The organism is Streptomyces sp. CA-243310 (assembly GCF_050936775.1).
In the GTDB taxonomy this organism is placed as follows: domain Bacteria; phylum Actinomycetota; class Actinomycetes; order Streptomycetales; family Streptomycetaceae; genus Streptomyces.
Window position 1 is genome coordinate 226955 of the sequence record NZ_JBNJMF010000002.1, and the last position, 15485, is coordinate 242439.

Here is a 15485-nt window from a genome sequence, read left to right on the forward strand (position 1 = left end):
GTTCGCGGATCACTAAAAGCTAAATTGCTTTCACCATTTGGTCAATCAAAAAGCGAGCAAGTTCGTTAAACAGGCAGGTGGTTGAGCGAAACTCTTGCAATGACTATGGAGTCGAAGGCAAATGCAATCTCGAAGGGTTTGCAATGACCTGACCGCGAACGCAATACTGGCCGCACACTCGGGCCCGACACGCTCGGACCGGACACATTCGGACCAGACACGGAGGCGACGCCGATGCCCGGAGGCAGACTGACCCACGCAGAGCGACGGGGGATCGCGGAGGGGCTCAGGGAAGGACTCACCTACACCGACATCGCCGGCCGCCTGGACAGGCCCATCTCCACCGTCACCCGAGAGGTGGCCCGCAACGGCGGCCCTGCCGCCTACCGGGCCGACGCGGCGCATCGCGCGACCGCAGGGCGGGCCCGTCGGCGCCACCAGACCCCGACGCCACCCCCCTCACAGGCCGAGAGCGGCGTACACGGACGCGACCCGGAGGCCGTCCTCGAACTGGAGGCACAGTTCACGGCGATGATGGTCGGTACGGGGCTCCCCCGGATGACCGCCCGCGTACTGACCTGTCTGTACGTCACCGATGGTGGCAGCCTGACCGCCACCGAACTCGCTCAGCGCCTCCGGGTCAGCCCCGCCTCCGTCTCCAAGGCCGTGGGCGAACTCGAACAGCAGGAACTCATCAGGCGCGAAACGCGACACCGGCCGCCGACGCGACTTGTACGTCATCGACGCCGACGCCTGGTTCCGCGGCTGGATGGCCAGCGCCCGGCAGAACACCACGCTCGCCGACTTCGCCCTTCACGGCGCCGAGGTCCTCGGCGCCGCGACACCCGCCGGCACCCGGATGCAGGACCTCGGCCACTTCTTCGAGCATGTGGGCCGGGCCATGATCCAGGCGGCCGAGGAATGGCGGCAGGCCGATGCCGCCAGGCGCGGCACGTCGTACTGAGGAGTTGACGGGAGCGGTCCCGGGCTCCTGTGTTCCCCACAGGGTGGCCAGGCGGAAGAGGCGGGTCGGGGGCTCGGCCGGCGACATCACGTCGCACAGTGCCTTGGTGACCATGGGACGGCTCATCGCGGCGCGGCTGAGGCGGTCCATGCAGCGGTGTGTGATCCGGCCTGCGAGAGGGGCCCGCTCTCGCGATCAGGCGGCGACGACGGGATGGGCGCCCTTGAGGGCGAACTCTTCGAAGGCGGCCGGGTCGGTGTCGGATTCGGCGCTTCTGGTGCCGGCGAGTGTGATGAGCCGGTGGTCGCCCTCCACCGGTACAGGGTGGCACTGCGGCCGGGAACTCCCGGTGCGGGGTCGGTCGGAGGCTGACGACGACCGGACACGTCTCCGCCCGCCGGGTGCTCGGTACCAGCGGCCGGCGTACACCAGGCCGGCGACTTGGCAACCCGCGATGCCCATCCCCAGAGGGGAGTTGGGGTCGCGGATGCCGTTCGCCGCGGCTATCGGGCATGTGCCTGCGGAGCGCATGAGTCGGGCTTGTCGGGGGCTGTTGGTGTTGGTGAGGGGGATGGTGTGGGGTCGGGGCTCGGAGTCGGTGAGATGCTCGGGACCGGTGAGGCATCCGGGGAGGTACTGGCGGAGGGTCCGGGGAAGCCCCGGCGGGGTGCGATCGGGCCGGGGATGAAGGCTTCCGGCTTGTGGGCGAATGCCGCGAGTTGCATGGTGCCGCCCTGTGCGGCCATGGTGCCACCGGCCTGTGCGACTCGGTGGATGGGCTGCTCGGCGGCTTGGGTCCGTCCCGTCTTGCAGTCGCCTTCGAGCCCGGTGAAGGAGTCCCCCGCCAGGATCGCGGCGAGGGTCAGGGCGGCCACTGCGGTCGCCGCGGCCACCGGACGCAACGCCGGGCGCAGGACGCGATCTCTGCGCGCGCCCCATGACCGCCCGTTGGAGCCGGCGCCGGCCGCCCGGTCGGTCGGGCCTTCCTCGCTCGCGTGTGGTGCTCCGTGAGATCGGGTGGCTTCCTGCCGGGCCCGGTCCAGAAGTTCGTCGGCGTCGTGCCGGGCCTGCGCCCGTAGTTGTTCGGCTTCGGTTTCCGCGCTCGCGCGAATGCGGTCGGCTTCGGCGCGGGCATCCCCGCGCAGGGTTTCGGCTTCCTGCGAGGCGTCGTCCAGGGTCTGCCGCACGGTGGCGCGCAGGCGCTTGCTCGCGGGCTGGGCCTGGCGCTGGAGGAGCTTGACGTCCTGCCAGCGGCGTCGCCAGCCGTCCGCGGTTGCCGGGTCGGTCCGGAATCCGGCAGCGGCGGCCGGTTCCATGTCCCGTGGGGTGGTGACCACGCGGACGAATTCGAGGAGCGCCTCCAGGGAGGTGAACCGTTTGCCGGCGAGCAGTTCGTTGAGGCCGGCCTTGGTCAGCCTCGGCCTCACCGAGGCGCCGGCCACGGTCGCGTAGGTCGGCGCGCCGTGGACGATGTGGAGCCGGTTCAGTTCTTCCGTGAACTCGTGCAGCGCGTCCTCGAACGCAGTGATGGCAGCCGTGTCGTGCGGCTCGACCCCGGCATCTTCAGGTGTCACCGGATCACCCCCCTTGTCCTGAATCCAACGCTAGAGGGCCCGGCGCCGTACGTACGCGGAATCCGCCGAACGATGCCGAACGCTCGGCAGCGTCCGGGGTCGGAGCGGAAACCCGTGGGCCGATACCGGTGTTGTCCGGGTCCATGCGGGCCCGTACGGATCACTGGGAAACCCCCTCGAGTGCCGCTCTCCTTGAGACATGACGCACTCCGAGACAACACCCCGGTCACCCGAACCCGACCCCGAACCCGACCCCGACCCCGAAGCGGCCCCGGCACCTGTACGACAGGAGCCGTCCGCACCCCGCGAGGCGAACCGGTACGACAACCGTGACAGCGTCGTGCTGATCGCCCTCCTGGCCACCTGCGCGGGCATCTACCTCGTCGTCGGAGACACCGGCTTCGCCGGAGTCATCAGCGCCGTCGCCGCTCTCTACGGCACCTGGCGCACCCGACGCTGAACCACTCCCCGCGGGCAAGACGATCAGGCGCCTCGGCCGACGCGACCGCAGTGGTCCCGGGAGCCCCGGACGACGCCGGGGCACCGCCGCCGAAACGAGAACGGCATCCACGCCATCGACCACCGACCGCCCGCCGCGGACCTGCCGTACTCGACCGGCACGACCCTCCACAGGCCGCGAACCCCCGTCCGGCATACGCGAGGTCAGGCGCCGGACCGGGTCCGTGTTCACCCACACAGCCGACGGCATTCACGGCGGGAACGATTCGCGCCCCTCGAAGGTCAGGACCCCCGACCGATCCGACAGGGACCGGTTTCGTGATCCGGCCGCGCAAGTCGACCCGTGTACGCCATGGTCGTTGTCGACGGCGAATGCGACGGCGTTTCGGAGGCTCACCGATGTGGCAGATCAGCGAGTTCGCAGATGAACACGAGGGCCGGCCCACGGCCGTCCTGCCGGACGGGAATGAGCCGGCGCCGCTGGTCTTCGATGTCGGCAGTGGGTCCGAGGTCCACACGAGCACCGATTGGTGGGACTACGACGGCACCCTCGGTGCGCCGACGGCCGAGAGCGTCAAGGCGGGCTGCTCGTGCGGCTGGCGCGGCTCCTACCTGTACCCGATCGACTGGACCAAGGTCAGTGACGGGCTGCCGACCCCCTTCCTGTTGGATCCGGACGGACCGCTCGGCGACTGGCAACTCCACATCGCGACCATCCGGGCCCGGGCCGTTCCCCTGCCCTCGCACGTGCAGGGGCTGCTGGAACTCATCGACAGCGAACTGGAGGACCTCGCCGATCAGGCACCGTTGGCCGCGCTGCGAGCGGCCGCCGCACTGGAGCGGACCGTCGAACGAATCGCCAGGACCGCGGCCCACCGGCTGGAGCAGGACGGGACGCCGGTCGCGGACATCGCGGACGGGCTCGGCATCAGCCCCCAGGCCGCACGCAGGCGGCTCCGCCGATACGGATCCTGAACGAACACCGGACGGTACGGCTGACACCTCCGGGCGCGACGGGCGATGACGCGGGCCTGCCCGGGCGGGCCCGGTCGGGTGGAGCCGGGTGCGAAGTGTGATCCGGGGCTACGAGGACGCGGCCCGCCGGTCGGGCAGGTGCCAGCGGTACGGGGCGACGAGGCCCTGGATGCTGTCCGGCCCCCAACTGCCGGGTGCGTACGGTTCCACGGGTGGTGGCGCGTCGAGCAGCGGGGCGGCCACCTCCCAGAGCCGTTCGACGCCGTCGGACCGCGTGAACAGGGACTGGTTGCCCCGCATGGCCTCCAAGAGGAGGTGCTCGTACCCCTCCAGCGAGTTCTGCGCGGCGAACGAGGTGCCGTAGTTGAACACCATGTCGGCCTCGGCCAGCTGCATCGACGGTCCCGGCTCCTTCATCAGGAGGCGGGCAGTGACGGAGCCCGGATCGTCGAAGTCGATGACGAGTTCGTTGCTCCGGCCGTCGGCAGCGGCCCGCGCGTCCAGCGGGAACATGCGCAGGACCGGCTCGCGCAGGCCGAGCGTCACCATGTGACGGCCCTCGGCCAGGGCCTTCCCCGTGCGCAGGTGGAAGGGCACCCCCGCCCAGCGCCAGTTGTCGATCTCGACCCGTAGCGCCACGAACGTCTCCGTGTCCGATGCCGGGTCCACTCCCTGCTCGTCGCGGTAGCCGGTGTACTGGCCGCGAACGACATGTGCGGGGTCCATGGCGCGCATGCTCTGGAAGACCTTGACCTGCTCGTCGCGGAGCGCGTCCGCCTCCAGGGCCACCGGCGGTTCCATGGCGACGAACCCGAGCAGCTGGAACAGGTGGGTGACGACCATGTCGCGGAACGTTCCGGTGCCCTCGAAGAAGCGGGCGCGGCCCTGAATGTCGATGTGCTCGGGCACGTCGATCTGTACGTGGCTGATGTGCTCACGGTTCCACAGCGGCTCGAAGAGACCGTTGGCGAAGCGGAGCGCGAGGACGTTGTCGACGGCCTCCTTCCCGAGGAAGTGGTCGATCCGGAACACCCGTGATTCGTCGAAGACACGGTGGATGGCGGCGTTGAGCGCGCGGGCGGACGCGAGGTCGGTTCCGAACGGCTTCTCCACGATGACCCGGCCGCCCTCGGCGAGCCCCGTGGTGCCGAGCAGGTCGATCATCGAGGTGAACGCGATGGGAGGCACGGCGAGGTGGAAGAGCCGGCGCGGCTTGCCCCCGAGAGCCGCTTCGGCCTCGCGCACCGCGGCCATCAGCGGGTCCGCTGCTCCCGTGTCGGCCGCGCCGAAGGACAGGGTGGCCGCGAACGTCTCCCAATCCGGCCCCTCGGGCCGCGAACGTCCGAATTCCGCCACGGCCTGTTGCGCATGGGTCCGGAACTCCTGATCGGTGAGGGCTTCCGCCGCCGGAGCGGTGCCGACGATGCGGTAGCGGCGCGGCATCAGCCCGGCTCGCGCGAGGTGGAACAGTCCGGGCAACAGTTTGCGCCGGGCCAGGTCGCCCGTGGCGCCGAACAATACGATGACGTGGTCTTCAGGGGGCTCGGGAGACTGGGCCGGCTGGACCATCGGGCATCCTCACTCGTCCGCGCCTGGGCGCTGCACCGGCACGGCCCGGGCCTGTACCGCGTCCGCCGTCGTGGCGGCGGCCGTGCGTCCTCAAGCCCCACTTTGCGCGCCTCCGGCCGATCCGGCACCCGGACCCGTCCAAACCGGTCCCCCACCCCACCGCTCCGCTGCCTCGGCCGTGCGCGACCGGCGGATGTTTGACCAGGAGGTTTCTTCCAAGGCCGACGACGCCATCGCCGGCGTCGAGGCCACGCCCGCCTGCGGTCGAGGAGTCGGCCGTGCTCAAGCCCGGGTCACGGGCCGGGAGGGGTTCCTCACGCGGGCGCGTGTGCGTCGGAGCTCCCGGCGTGGACCTTGATGGTGTGGGTGATGAGGTGCGCGCTGTCCTCCGGACTGAGGGCCTGGGCCTGCAGGTGGTCGTACATCACGCCGTAGCGCTGCACGTCGGCTCGCTTCTCCAGGTAGAGGTCGCTGGTGAGCCGTTCGAGGTACACCGTCCCCGCACCCGGCTCACCGGTGAAACACAGGAGGGAGAACTGCCCCGACACTCCCGGGTGGGCTCCGGCGTCGTACGGGAGGACCTGCACGGTGATGTGCGACTGCGCGCCGAGGTGGTTCAGATGCTCGAGTTGCTCGCGCATGGTGTCGGAACCGCCGACCACACGGTGCAGTACCGATTCGTCCAGTACGACCCACAGGCGCAGCCTGCGGGCGGGATGGTGGGCCCGGTACTGACGGCGCATCCGCACCTCGAGACGTGCGCTCGCCTGCTCGGACGTGGGCCGAGGAATCGTTTCCGATACGACCGCCGCCGCATAGGCGGGGGTCTGGAAGAGACCGGGGATCAGCAGGGGCTCGTAGGAGCGGATCGAAGAGGCTTCCGTCTCCAACCCGATGTAGACGGCGTAGGGGACCTCGCCGTAGGCAACCCACCAACCCCGGCGCCCCGATTCCCCGGCCATCCGCATCAACGCATCGACGACCTGGTCGTCCACGACTCCGTAAAGGCGGCACAGATCGCGCACATCGCGCGGACTGGCGGCGCGACGACCCGTCTCCATGAGGCTGATCTTGGGCTGGGAGATCAGCAACTGATCTGCGACCTGTACACCTGTGAGCCCGCAGGCCATGCGGAGCCGGCGCAACTCGGCGCCCAACCTGATTCTCCTGATGGTGGGGCTCTGCTTGGCAGCCACTGGTGCTCTACCTCCCGTTCGGACCGTCATCCGGTCCCCGAAACATCATGACCGAGGTGACGAATCGATTCCCCGCGCCGGACATCCACGCGTCTGCACCGCCACGGACTGACATGGGGCAGTGCCCCGGCCGATCGTCCCGGTACTCAACGACGTTGACCTCACGAGGTTCTCGTCCCCTGGGTCCGGCCCGTCTCGAACGAGGTCAGGCCTTCCTGCGCATCTGGGTCAGAGCCGCAGGTGTCGGCGACACCGACACTCAATATCTATGTCAGTTGCGATAGATTTCCTCATGCTCGATGGGGGAGATTTTCGAGCCATGTCAGGGGTTGATGGGGCGCAGTCCGGGGCACAAACGGCTGGGCAGGCAAGGCAGGGCATCGACAACAGCAAGGACCGGAGCGCGAGATGACCACGACGAGCACCGAGCGCACAGCTCTTCGTCCCCTGTCCGCCGTCGCCGAGGCGCGACGGGTCACCCGGGCCTTCCTGGAAACCCTCGGGCAGCCCGCCGTCGACATGGAGCACGCCGACACCGTGGTCCTGGTCGTCTCCGAGCTGGTCACCAACGCCCTGCGACACGGCGGCGGAACCTATCGCCTGCGTCTGACGGCCCGCCCCGGCACCATCGAGGTCGCCGTCGACGACTCCAGCCCGAAGATGCCGCGCCTGCGTACCCCCGACCTCGTGGGCGGCACGGGAGGGTTCGGCTGGCACATGGTCAACGACCTCGCCCGCGACACCGTCGTCACGCCCAGGCCCGACGGCGGCAAGACCGTACTCGCCCGACTCCCCTGGTAGTCCCGCGGTGCGATGCACACGGCACCCCGGTGGTGACCGCGCGCGGCGAACTCGGTTCAGCGGGCACGGTCACGCCGGGCCCCGGCCCCTGTCCCCCTCAGACCGCGCACGTCAACGGGCACGATCACCTCGACTCGCCACCGAAATGAGCGGTGGGTCTCGCCGCCGCACGAAGGACGCACCGCGCGCCGGCGAGACACGGGCGGGGCGAACCATGACCACTGTGGGCGGTCCGCAGGGTGGGGTACCGCTGCCATCGGACGTGAGCGGCCTCGACTTGCCGAGGCTCTCCGTGGCACGTGCCGTACCGGGCCACTTCGGCATGCCGCGGTGGGGCGACGACTGTATGCCCCTGATCACGCGGCCTGACTTCGGAGTCACCGTGCGAGGTCCGGACCGGAGCCCGCACGAACAGGCCCGGAGGACAGAGACGGGCCGACCGGATCCGTCAGGACCCGGCGCCCCTCACGAACATGAGCCACTGGGCCCAGGCCGGTCGCGAGGCTCGGGATCGCCGAGGAGTCGGCACCACTGACATTCCCCGTGGTTGGTCACGTCGCTCTCCCCGGGAGGCCGGCGCGGGGCGAACCCCGCCCGGTATTCGTCCCGAAGCATTGGCGTCGACGTCGAGTTCGTGCGGGGCGGCCCGGTTCCGCCGGCAGTGCCCGCTTCGGCCAGACGGCGTGTGACCTGCATCAGAGCCACTCGTGTAGTGCGCAGGGCTCGTGCTATCGCCGCCCATGGGCTGCGAGCGGCCGGCTCACTGCCCGCGGCCATCCTCACACCTCCCCTTCTCGTGGACCATGACCCGGCTGCGGGGAGGCTCTTCTGCCGGATGGGCGATGAGCCGGGTTCCCCCTCATCCGCGCGTCGTGGGGGTGGGAACCTGCTGCCGGGGCACTCGCCGGAAGGGAGGCGGTTCCTCGGCCAGGGTCGTAACGGGTCTCCACGGGAATGGATGGTGATACTCCTTTCGGTTGAGGAATGTCTCCGCACCTCCTCAACGCCCGGCACAGGGTTCGCCGAGCATGGATGGGACAAGTCACCGCGGCTTCAGCATGCCCATTCGTCGCCCCGAAGGCGAGTAGTACGCGGACTGTCGGGGCTTTTGCGCGCCTCCACCAATGTCCGGATCACCGGGGTTTTGACATGCACGATCATGTACGAATTGCCGGGGTTTTTCGGCGATATCAGCCATCTCTTTCGACGTGACACGCCGGGCCGGGATGCCGGGCAGGACGGGCCTTTGGTGAACTCTCTTCAAGTTCCTCTCTTCAAGTCCCTCTCGTCGAGTACGCCTCTCGGACTCGACGAGACCCGGGAGCCCGCACGAGTGGGGACGCAGGCGTCACACACCTTCCGGTGGAGCCCTGAAGACGCAACCCAGCCAACCCGACGCCATCACCCCGGAAGCGAATGCGAGGCAGGGGCGGTCAGAGCCGCGGCTGTTCGGGGAGCGGGCGTTGACTGCCACTCAGCAGCCCAGTCGTGACGCTCCGGCGTGCCGGTTGACTGGCGCGGCTCCTGAATGAGCTGGAGCGGCTCCGCGCTCAAGTGGGTGAAGACGCGGACGGGTTGCTCGCCTGGTTGCACCAGTGCCGCAGCTGCCGATCGAGAGAGCGAGACCGCGTGCACATGAAGGGACAGGACGTGCGTGAAGCGTTGTTGGCGCCTCAGCTCCAGGGTGTCCACAGACCAGAGGCGACCAGTACCCGATGACGTGAGTGCTGTGAAACCTGTGGCTAGTGCGACGAGAATGAGCATGATCCACAGGAGGATGTCTCCCACAACCAGTCCTTCCGAAGGTTGAGATACAGAGGGCCGCACAAGAACCGGGCCCAGACGTTCCTCCGACATAACGCAGAGGCATATGCAGAGTTGCGCCCCCTCCTCCGATTGCAGTCATGCGCGGCAACTTCTCGACACCGACATCCGGCCTATTTGCCGATGATCGGCCTCCGGCCGCGACGGCCGGAGGGAGGCCAACCGACGACCCGACGGGCCGCACGACAAGGTTCGACACGCGCGGCGGCGCCTCCGCGCGGCTGTGGGAAGCGGAGTCGGCGGAGCCGGCGATGGGGTCTCGCCATCGAGGTCAGGCCGGGGTGACGGCACGCACGGCGAGCCCACGGCGCGTGTGGACAATCCGCCGTGTCCGCAGGCCACCACACAGAGCGCGGCACACGGCAGGGCCGTCGCCTTGCTCTGGAACACACCCCGGGAGTACGTGCGTCGCCGTCACGGGCCCGGGGTTTCGGAAGGCTCAGGAGTGATGAATCCGTCGGGCTGCCCGGCGTCGAGTCGCGACACATCAGCTCCCGGCCGCGACGGGACGACGCGAAGGATCGCGATCCAGGTGGATTTGCAGAACCGATAAGACGGCGTCAACGCCTATTCGTCAACCACCATCACCCGGATGGCACACACCCAGACCAAGATCATGGGCGTTTAGGGAATATGACAACAGCAAAGCTCCCCTTCTCCCTTCGCGGCGCGGCGGAAGAAGAAGGACAGAGGGACAGCTTTCACTCCGGAGCCACCCGGATGGGGAAGCGGATGTTCACTCCGCCCTCAACCGACCGCGGCGGGACCCTGAACGGGGCGCCGGGAGTCGAAGGCCTTGAATCAGCAAGGACGGCAGCACCCGCCACGGCCATCGGCGAGCGCTCGGGTGGCAGCTCCCGTGTATGAGCCGTACGGATACCCTGGCGTCCAAGGTCTCCAACACCCGCCGGAGACCTCAGCGTTCCCGGGCCGACCAGAGCACGCACAACACCCCTCCCCCGGGCAACCTCTCGGCCGGGTGGGCGAGGCGCAAGCACTGTGGGACCCGGCAACGGAGTTCGCCGGCCTTCTCCAAGAGAACCCCGCTCTCGGACAGCCGGAGTTGTTCACCCGAGTCGGCTTCGGGACGGCCGGAGACGCGGGCGCAACCATCGGGTTCGTCGCAGGGCCGCAGCACACCTCAGCCGAGCGTCCCTCCACACCCCCCGCCGGCGGGCACCGCCGGAACCACTCGAAGCCCCCGCTGGTCACCCTGTTGCAGACGGGGAGTCTGTTCACCGCCGTGCTGGTCGCCGCCATCGCCACCGTGGTGAGCATCCTCAGCGGACTGGCCATCTGTGACGCCCTGCGCCACAGCGCCGCACCCCAGACAGCCCGCGAAGTCGTCCACTGGTGGCCCCTGTTGATCTACGGCCCCTGGATGGTCGCCTCCCTGTCCATCCTCAGATCCGCACTCCACCAGCGCCGCGCACTCCACTCCTGGTCCATCGTCCTGCTGTTTCTCCACCCTGGCCACACTCCTGTGCGTCGCCCAGGCACCCAGAACCATCGCCGCCGGAGCGGCATCCGCCCTCCCCGCCGTCGCCGCGCTGGCCTGCTTCCAACAACTGGTCCGTCAGATCACCCTCACACGACCACCCCGCCAGGCCACCCCACGACACCGAAACCCCTCCGCCTCCGTACCCGCCCAACCCAAGCAGACGACCACGACCGCCGGCCGCAGCTCGGACAGGGTGACGCCCGACTACCACACGGCGGACAACAGGGCCGTCCACCTGCCTCCACCCAGTCACAGGTTCGGGTAAGCCGCATGACGGCAGTTGACGTGCGGCAATGCCGCTTGCGCTGGTCCGCGCGACGCGTGTTGGCTCGGCCCACGCCCGCAGGTTGTCGCCACAGGTGGCGGTGTAGGCCACGGGAGCTGCGATCACCGTCGCGGCCGCGGCGTGGGAGGCACCGGAATCCTCGACTGCCCGTCCGTCGAGCGGAAGAGGCCCCGTGCAAGAGGGCTGGGTGTGAATCCGTACCGTCAGTGGAGTCTGGTCGACCGGAAGTGTCAGGCGCGTATCCGGGGGGCCGGGGCGGACGCCACGGCGTGAACAGCCCCCTTGAGCGACGACACATGAGGAGCGAGCCTCGTACGGGCGGCCATCGGGAGGAGCAGAGGCGGCAGCAGCCGGTACCTTCCTGGCCAACCCGGTCCTTCCCACACGTCGGAGGGGTGCTCGCCTGCACCCTTGAAACGAAGATCGAAACCGATAGTCACGGGCCTTTCCCAGACTCAGCCCGACGGACCAGCCCCGTTGTCCCGTCCCGTCGCGAACCGGACCTGGACGTGCACCGGACCCCCGGGTGAGAGTGCCCCGCCCCGCCGACGAACCGATGACACAACGCGCTCCGGCGCGTCACCACCCACGCGTACCACGAGAGGCCCCAGCACCATGGCGTACGAAATGACCCGCGCCGAACGACTCCAGTACCAGCGGCGCCAGGACGCCGCCTACCAGGCCGGCGAAGACGCCGTCACCAACCTCCGGACGGCGCTCGCGCTCGCGGACATGACCCTTCCTTCCCTCAGCAACGACGGCCCGGTGGCAGGCCACGGCTTCGTCCGGCTCGGAGGATGCAACGCGGCCTTCGCCAACCGGCTCGCCGAAGTCATCACCGCAGGCGCCGATGCCCTACAACACCGGCGGAGGGAAGCCGACAGCTGTGCCTGATCGGTCACCCGTGGTGAAGGGGTTCCGTCGAAGCCACGGCGTGGGCGAAACGGCGCGAAGAGTCGTGGACGCCCTTTCACCTGCGGACGGAGAAGTGACGAAGAGGATCACGGCCGGCCCGCCGCGATCGTCAGCGCTCGAACGTCGATCCTCGGACGTCGACCCCCGGAGGTCCGGGCTTGGACGTCCAGCACCTCGTGGACGCACCGGCACCTCGGGCGTCGCACGAGGGAGGAGCCCCGACCGGTCGACAGAAGGCATGCCCGATGCCGGCACGACCGATGGTCGGGGCACGGAGCCGACCGTTTGGCCGGAGGAGCGCTCCACCTCACCGATTTCATCCACCGGCCGGGCTACGGTGGAAGGGTCCCTTGAGCGGTGTGCGGCGGAATGAGGCGGCTGGGAACTGTGTCCACGTCAAGCCATGAGGTCCTCGGCGCGCCCTGCTGGGTGAGCCTGATGACCCGGGATCTCGAATCCGCGCGGCGGTTCTACGGCGCCGTGCTGGGTTGGACGTTCCGCGGCACCCGGCTCGGGGAGCGGCTCCTGCTGGCGTTCCGCGACGGCGCTCCGGTCGCCGGTCTCGGGGCCCTCGCCGAGGATCTGTCACTGCCCGCCGTCTGGACACCGTACTTCGCCGTCGACGACGCCGACGTGAGCGCCTCCCGCGTCCGCGAGCGCGGCGCCACCGTCGCCGTGGGCCCGCTGTCCTTCGGCACGGGCCGCGCCGTCCTTGCCGCCGACCCCGCCGGCGCGGTCTTCGGACTCTGGCAAGGCCGGGTGCTCAAGAACTGGAGGGTGGGTCGCGGCACCGCCCCCGCCTGGCTTGAACTCCGTACGCGCGACGCCTTCGCGTCCGCCATCTTCTACGGGGAGGTGCTGGATTGGGCCGGAGAACCTCCCGGGTCCTGTGTGGTGGCCTACGAACACGACCGCGTCGTCCTGAGGCACGGCAGCGACACCGTCGCGCGGATCAGCGGCGGAGCCGTGGACGAGGACCCCGACCCGAACGTGCGGCCGCGGTGGCACATCCACTTCCGGGTGACCGACCTGGAAGCTGCCGTGGAAGCCGCCACCTCCGCGGGAGGAAGCACAGCCTCCCCCGTGGAAACCTCCGCCGCCGCCCGATGGGTCACCCTCCGCGACCCGGAGGGCGCGCTCTTCACCGTTCTGGCCCCGCGGGAGTGACTGCGCCCCACGGGGTGGCGCGCAGGTTCCGGTCGGCAGCCGCGGAACAGCCCGATTGTCTGCGCCGCAGACACCCTGTGATTGGTGGGGCCGCGAACCGCGGGCGGCGCGGCGACCGTCCGGCGGTCGGCTCGTTCCGGACGAGGGTCTCGTCGGAGCATCTCCAGGCCGGGTGAGGCGGAGCGACTCAGGCTGCGTCGGTCACCCGGGTGGGACATCCGTCGCGTGCTCGGCTGGTCCTCAGCCCTTGGGGTCGGTCGGTTTGTGGCCCGGGTAGACGTGGTCCGGGGCCACGATGGAGGTGACCGCCTCGCCGAAGAGGGTGCTCGGTTCCTGGCCGCCGACCGTGACGTCGGTGTTCAGCTCGATGACCATCGTGGCGTCGGCCTCGGGGAGGTAGACGGTCAGCGTCTCGTATCCGGGGAGCGAACCGTTGTGGCCGATCCAGCCCTGGACGTTGAAGATGCCGAGGCCGTAGGAGGCCCCCGGGATGATCCCGATGGGCTGGGTCTTGAGGCGTTCGGCCTGGGTCGCGGGCTTCAGCAGGGTGCCCGTGGCAACGGTCTTCGCCCAACTGCGCAGGTCATGGAGGTTGGAGATCATCGCCCCGGCGGCCCAGGCCCAGGACGGGTCCCAGTCGGTGGAGTTCACGATCTTCCCGGAGAGGGTCTGGTTCGTGTAGCCCTGCGGGTGTGGGTCGGGGTACTGGCTGCCGGTCGGGAAGAGGGTGCCGCCCAGGTTCGCCGGTACGAGCACGTCCTGGTTGATGACCTCGCGCAGCAGGCGACCGGTGATCTTCTCGATGACCTGGCCGAGCAGGATCAGGTTGGTGTTGGAGTACTCGAACGTGGCGTTCGGCGCGAAGTTCACCGGATGCTTGAAGGAGTAGGCGAGCAACTCCTTGGGGGTGAAGGGGCGGTTGGGGTTGGTCAGGAACGCCTTGTCGAAATCCGGGTCCTCGCTGTAGTTGAAGAGGCCGCTGCGCATTCCCGCCAGCTCGCGGAGCGTGATCTTGTCGCCGTTCGGGACGCCGTCGATGTACTTGCCGATGGGGTCGTCCAGGCCGATCTTCCCCTGGTCGACGAGCTGGAGCAGGGCGGTGACCGTGAAGGTCTTCGTCTCGCTGCCGATGCGGAAGTTCAGGTCGGTCTTCATGGGGGCGCCGGTCGCCTTGTCGGCCACGCCGAAGGCCTTCACGTAGCTGCCCTTGCCGGGGGCCCACAGGCCCACGACCGCGCCCGGCACCTTGGTCTCGCGCAGGGTCTTCGCGATGGCCGCGTCGAGTTTCGCCTTGACGGCCGGGGTCAACGCGACGAAGGCGTCGTCCGCGGACGGTGAGGGGGTCACCGCACCCCGGGCAGTGGTGGTCGCGCCCAACGGAGCGATGAGGAGGGTGGCCGCCGCGCCGGCCACGCAGGCCCGGCGGAGCCGTATGAGGGTTGGGTTCACCGCACAGCCTCCTGTCGTCCGGGGGAGCCGGAACGGCAATCCCAAGGCTAGGGCCGAGCCGGTGAAGGCGCGCGCCGGGCCGCCGGCCCCCGACCTCCGCGATCACTGTCGCCCCGGCTGCCGCAGCGGGCAGGACGGACTCCCGCCGGAGATGGGCATCAGGCGTTGTTCCTCGCCGTCGGCTGGAGGGCGTACGTCCCGGAAGGGCCTGCGCCGACTCCCGGACAACACGAACCCCACCAGGCGCGCGCACGCCGTGTCGGCGCCGTTTGTGGTCACCCCGTACTCGGATGGCGGCGGGGCGAGTGGCAGCGGTGGCCGTCCGCCGAGTCGCGCCCGACACTCGTTGTCGGGGGTGAACCCGAGTGAAGGGCAGCAGCCCATGCCGCGAGCCGAGGAGGAAGGCGTCACCGCGCGCCCGATCGGAACGGTGGATCAGCATCGGAGCAGGGCCGGACACCTGCGCGCCGTGATCAGGCGGACCAACCTTCTGCCGGCCTTTCTGGTCCTCACCGCCATGACGGTGGCGCTGTGGCTCATGGGCATGCCGTTTCTGCAGGCCCTGACGATCTCCACCGGCGTGAAGATCGCGGTGGCCCTGCTCGAACTCCGTCGTCTTCCCCACCCTCCCGACGACTGACGCAGCCCCTGCCACAGCTGCCGGCCGGCAGCCGGCCCCCGGAACCGAACGGCCCGCGGTGCGGTCGCGCGGCAGGCCACCCCGTGGCCTCGAAGAGCGGATGCAAGATACAGGGAAGACGCACAAGGCAAGCCTTCCGTACCGCGCTTTAGCCGAAGTTGCTCA

General features: G+C 69.4%; 10 protein-coding genes and 1 pseudogene. 7 read left to right on the plus strand and 4 right to left on the minus strand.

The features are described 5' to 3' along the window. The first annotated feature begins 234 nt into the window (after positions 1-234). Positions 235-964, plus strand: a pseudogene (locus ACQEVM_RS18535) (MarR family transcriptional regulator). A gap of 503 nt (positions 965-1467) precedes the next feature. Here the strand turns inward: ACQEVM_RS18535 and ACQEVM_RS18540 are convergent. Continuing rightward, positions 1468-2538, minus strand: a complete 1071-nt coding sequence (locus ACQEVM_RS18540) for a hypothetical protein (RefSeq protein WP_433080409.1) — start codon at positions 2536-2538, stop codon at positions 1468-1470. A 199-nt stretch (positions 2539-2737) separates the two neighbouring features. Between ACQEVM_RS18540 and ACQEVM_RS18545 the strand changes: the two genes are divergently transcribed. Further along, positions 2738-2998: a hypothetical protein gene (locus ACQEVM_RS18545; RefSeq protein WP_433080411.1), complete on the plus strand. Its 261-nt coding sequence runs from the start codon at positions 2738-2740 to the stop codon at positions 2996-2998. 398 nt (positions 2999-3396) lie between these two features. Continuing rightward, positions 3397-3972: an AsnC family protein gene (locus ACQEVM_RS18550; protein ID WP_433080413.1), complete on the plus strand. Its 576-nt coding sequence runs from the start codon at positions 3397-3399 to the stop codon at positions 3970-3972. Positions 3973-4080: 108 nt separating this feature from the next. Here ACQEVM_RS18550 and zwf read toward each other — a convergent pair whose 3' ends face one another. Continuing rightward, positions 4081-5541 (minus strand): glucose-6-phosphate dehydrogenase, encoded by a 1461-nt coding sequence (gene zwf, locus ACQEVM_RS18555; protein ID WP_433080415.1) that lies wholly within the window; start codon positions 5539-5541, stop codon positions 4081-4083. Positions 5542-5855: 314 nt separating this feature from the next. Then, entirely contained in the window at positions 5856-6737 is an 882-nt protein-coding gene (locus tag ACQEVM_RS18560; RefSeq protein WP_433080417.1) for a helix-turn-helix domain-containing protein, read from the minus strand. A gap of 408 nt (positions 6738-7145) precedes the next feature. On the opposite strand from ACQEVM_RS18560, the gene ACQEVM_RS18565 reads away from it, so the two are divergent. From ACQEVM_RS18565 to ACQEVM_RS18575, 3 genes are all read left to right on the plus strand, one after another. Continuing rightward, positions 7146-7538: an ATP-binding protein gene (locus ACQEVM_RS18565; protein ID WP_433080419.1), complete on the plus strand. Its 393-nt coding sequence runs from the start codon at positions 7146-7148 to the stop codon at positions 7536-7538. 4226 nt (positions 7539-11764) lie between these two features. Next, positions 11765-12043: a hypothetical protein gene (locus tag ACQEVM_RS18570; protein ID WP_433080421.1), complete on the plus strand. Its 279-nt coding sequence runs from the start codon at positions 11765-11767 to the stop codon at positions 12041-12043. 459 nt (positions 12044-12502) lie between these two features. Continuing rightward, complete coding sequence (locus tag ACQEVM_RS18575; protein ID WP_433080423.1) at positions 12503-13231, plus strand: VOC family protein; 729 nt, start codon at positions 12503-12505, stop codon at positions 13229-13231. A 240-nt stretch (positions 13232-13471) separates the two neighbouring features. On the opposite strand, the gene ACQEVM_RS18580 is transcribed toward ACQEVM_RS18575, so the two are convergent. Further along, complete coding sequence (locus ACQEVM_RS18580; RefSeq protein WP_433080425.1) at positions 13472-14680, minus strand: serine hydrolase domain-containing protein; 1209 nt, start codon at positions 14678-14680, stop codon at positions 13472-13474. A 382-nt stretch (positions 14681-15062) separates the two neighbouring features. Between ACQEVM_RS18580 and ACQEVM_RS18585 the strand changes: the two genes are divergently transcribed. Further along, on the plus strand, positions 15063-15320 hold the full coding sequence (locus ACQEVM_RS18585) for a hypothetical protein (RefSeq protein WP_433080427.1): 258 nt from the start codon (positions 15063-15065) through the stop codon (positions 15318-15320). Positions 15321-15485: the final 165 nt, after the last annotated feature.